The sequence below is a fragment of the Actinomadura sp. 7K507 genome (assembly GCF_004348425.1).
Lineage (GTDB): Bacteria > Actinomycetota > Actinomycetes > Streptosporangiales > Streptosporangiaceae > Spirillospora.
Genome location: NZ_SMKK01000435.1, coordinates 1 through 3,316 on the forward strand (window position 1 = coordinate 1; position 3,316 = coordinate 3,316).

4 protein-coding genes are annotated in these 3,316 nt (G+C 73.1%); 1 reads left to right on the plus strand and 3 read right to left on the minus strand.

Annotated elements, in window-relative coordinates:
- Together E1285_RS43980 and E1285_RS43985 are read right to left on the minus strand one after the other, a co-directional pair.
- Positions 1 to 431, minus strand: a 431-nt coding sequence (locus tag E1285_RS43980) for a VOC family protein (protein WP_132160842.1), incomplete at its 3' end; no start/stop codon positions are given.
- A gap of 1 nt (position 432) precedes the next feature.
- Positions 433 to 1,017 (minus strand): DinB family protein, encoded by a 585-nt coding sequence (locus E1285_RS43985; protein ID WP_132160843.1) that lies wholly within the window; start codon positions 1,015 to 1,017, stop codon positions 433 to 435.
- A gap of 61 nt (positions 1,018 to 1,078) precedes the next feature.
- Between E1285_RS43985 and E1285_RS43990 the strand changes: the two genes are divergently transcribed.
- Positions 1,079 to 2,041, plus strand: coding sequence for a YafY family protein (locus tag E1285_RS43990; RefSeq protein ID WP_132160844.1), 963 nt, complete (start codon positions 1,079 to 1,081; stop codon positions 2,039 to 2,041).
- Between the two features lie 26 nt (positions 2,042 to 2,067).
- Here E1285_RS43990 and E1285_RS43995 read toward each other — a convergent pair.
- A partial coding sequence (locus tag E1285_RS43995; RefSeq protein ID WP_132160845.1) for a fatty acid--CoA ligase family protein occupies positions 2,068 to 3,316 on the minus strand: 1,249 nt, incomplete at its 5' end.

Sequence of the window (3,316 nt, forward strand, 5' to 3'; positions counted from 1 at the left end):
AGGCAGAACTCGTTGCCTTCGGGGTCGGCCATCACGATGTGGCCTGCTCCCATCGGGGGTGCGGGGTCGTGGCGGTGGAGGCGGGTGGCGCCGTGGGAGGCCAGGCGTTCGGCCTCCTTCTCCAGGGCGGCCATCCGGGCGTCGCCTTCGAGGCCGGGGGCCGCTCGCACGTCCAGGTGGACGCGGTTCTTGGCCTGCTTGCCCTCAGGTACCCGCTGGAAGAACAGGCGTGGGCCGGAGCCTTCGGGGTCGATCACTCCGGAGGCGTGGTTGCGGTTCCCGGGTGGGACGCCCATCGCCTCCAGGGCCTCGTCCCAGGATTTGAAGTCTCCGGGCGGGTCCTGGAGGCGGTAGCCGAGGGCCTCGGCCCAGAACGCCGAAAGGGCGGCCGGGTCGGCGCAGTCGAAGGTGATCTGGATTTCGCGGGCCATTTCAGTTCGCCTCCTTCCGGGTGTGCCGGTAGAGGTCGCGGAGCAGGGAGACCTCGGACAGGTGGTGGATCAGTTCGCGGTTGATGTGCAGCACGAGTCTTGCCATCGGGTCCGCGGCGTAGGGGCCCTCGTCGGGTCCGCAGGGGCGGGCCAGGCCGGCTTCGCCGAGGGATTCGACGCCGTCCAGCCAGGTGGCGTACTCGGTGTCGAACTGGGCCAGCGCCTCGGACGCGGTCGCGGCGTAGTCGAACGTGTTGTAGTCGGTCTGTGCGCGGCCGAAGTGCGAGGCGTTGCGGATCGCGAGGACGCCGACGATGACGTGCCCGAGTCGCCAGGCGATCGTCGTGAGCGGGGCCGGGTCGGGCTCGGGGAACGCGAAGTCGATGGTCATCGCGCCGGACCCGGCCTGGACCGGCGCGGTGCCGGTACCGCGTGGGCGCACGTTCCAGCTGCCGGGCGCGGGCTCCCAGAAGTACTCGTCGTCGGTGAGCCCGTCGAGGCGGTCGCGTAGCTGGTTGGTCCAGTGCCAGGTGACCTGGTCGCGGAGCAGCGGATTCCATTCTTGGACGGTCGTCGTCTCGGTCATGGCTCCAGCCTGGCGCATATAGCGGACAGGGTCGTTCCGCGTTATGTGAAACGCTGGAAAAGTGAGTGTCGAGGCGACGACCGAGCGGGTGCTGCGGCTGCTGGTGCTGCTGCAGCGCCGGCCGTCCTGGACCGCCGCGGAGCTCGCCGTCGAGCTGGGGGTCACCGACCGTTCGGTGCGCCGGGACGTGGAGCGGCTCCGCGCGGTCGGCTACCCGGTGCACGCGACGGCGGGCGTGGGCGGCGGCTACCAGCTCGGCGCGGGTACCCGGCTGCCGCCGCTGCTGCTGGACGAGGAGGAGGCGATCGCGACGGCGGTGTCCCTGCGGATGGCGTCCGGGGGCACGGTCGCGGGGGCCGGTGAGGCGGCGCTGCGGGCGCTCACCAAGCTCGACCAGGTGATGCCGCCCCGGTTGCGCGCGGAGGTGCGGGCGGTGCACGGCGCGACCGAGACCCTGGCGGGTCCCGCGGCCGAGATCGACTCTGAGCTGCTGGTGACGCTGGCGCGGGCCTGCCGGGACGCGGTGCGGGTCAGGTTCGGTTACGCCGGCCGCGAGGGCGGCGAGCGTGCGCGGACGGTCGAGCCGGTGCGGATGGTCGCCACCGGCCGCCGCTGGTACCTGATGGCCTGGGACGTCGACCGCGACGACTGGCGCACGTTCCGGCTGGACCGGATGCGCGAGGTGGAGGCGACGACCTGGCACTTCCGGGCGCGGGAGCATCCGGACCCGGTCGCGTACGTGCAGCGGTCGGTGACCGAGGCTCCCTACCGGTACCTCGCCCGGGTGCGGGTGCACGCCCGTCCCGAGCAGGTGCGGGAACTGGTGCCGCCGCAGGTCGGGCGCGTCGAGGACGACCGCGACGGGTGGTGCGTGCTCGTCGCCGGCGGGGACGACCTGGACTGGCTCGCCGTCCACGTGGCCCGGCTCGGCTTCGAGGCCGAGGTACTGGAGCCTCCGGAGTTGCGCCAGGCCACCGCCCGCCTCGCCCGCCGACTCGCCGCCATGGCCGGCGGCACCGGCTGACCGGCCTGCCCGCCGGGCCGGCGAGCCTAGCCGGGGCGGTGGGCGGCCGCTGCGAGCAGTTCGGTGCGCAGGATCTTTCCGGCGGCGTTGCGGGGGAGCGGTTCGGTGCGGAGGCGCCATTTCGTCGGCACCTTGTAGGGGGGCAGTGCGGAGCGGCACCAGTCCGTGAGGTCCCGGTCGGTGAGGGGCGCCCCTTCGCGCGGGACGACGAAGGCCATCACGGCCTGCCCGGTGACGGGGTCGTCGATCCCGGCTACGGCGCACTCCTGGACGCCGGGGTGCTCGTCCAGGCGGTACTCCACCTCGGACGGGTGGACGTTCTCAGCGGAGACGAAGATCAGGTCACCGGCCCGGGAGTTGACGTAGAGGAGCCCGTCCTCGATGCGCCCGATGTCGCCCATCGCCAGCCAGCGCGACGGGCCGAACGCCTGGGCCGTGGCCTCCGGGTCGTTCCAGTAGCCCAGCATCGTGTAGGCGCTCCGGACGTGGATGTAGCCCTCCTCACCTGGCGGGAGGTCGTTGCCGTCGCCGTCGCGGACGGCTATCCGCACGCCGTCCTGGATCGGCCCGGTCGAGTCGGCGAGTGCGGCGAAGTCGGGGCCGCCGATGCTGGCCACGATGCTGCCGCCCTCGCTGCTGGTGTAGCCCATCCGGAAGCCGGCGGCCGCGGTGGGGAACGCGTCGCACAGGCCGCGCCGGACGGCGGGGCTCATCGGCGCGCCGCCGACGACGATGCTCGCCAGGCTCGACAGGTCGTACCGCGCACGCGCGGGGTGGGCCGCGACGCGCGGCGCGGCGCTTCCGAGCGACAGCCACACGGTCACCCGCTCGGACTCGATCGCGCGCATGGTGCGTTCCTCGCCGAACCGTCCCGGGCGCATCACGAGCAGGCCGCCCGCGACGGTGAACATCAGCACGGCGCCGTACAGGGCGGACAGGTGGAACAGCGGCGGGGTGACCAGGACGCGGGCGGCCGGTGGTGCGAAAGAGGCCGGTGGTGCGGAAGAGGCCGGTGGTGCGTAAGAGGGCGGTGGCGCGGTGGACGGTGGCGCGGTGGGCGTCGCCCCGGCTCGCAGGAGCGTGTTGAAGCGGTTGCAGGCGACGACTCCGATGACGGAGCGGTGGCTGTGCGTGACGGCTTTCGGGCGTCCGGTGGTCCCGCTGGTGAAGATCAGCACGGCGGGGGCGTCCTCGGCCGGCGGCGGCACCGGGGGAAGGACGGTGCCGGATCCGGTGATCCGCTCGTACAGGCCGGGGGTGAACTCCAGGCGGGGG

Excerpts from the sequence above, each read along its gene's own strand:
- E1285_RS43985 (WP_132160843.1), bottom strand. The coding sequence starts at position 1,017 with ATGACCGAGACGACGACCGTCCAAGAATGGAATCCGCTGCTCCGCGAC.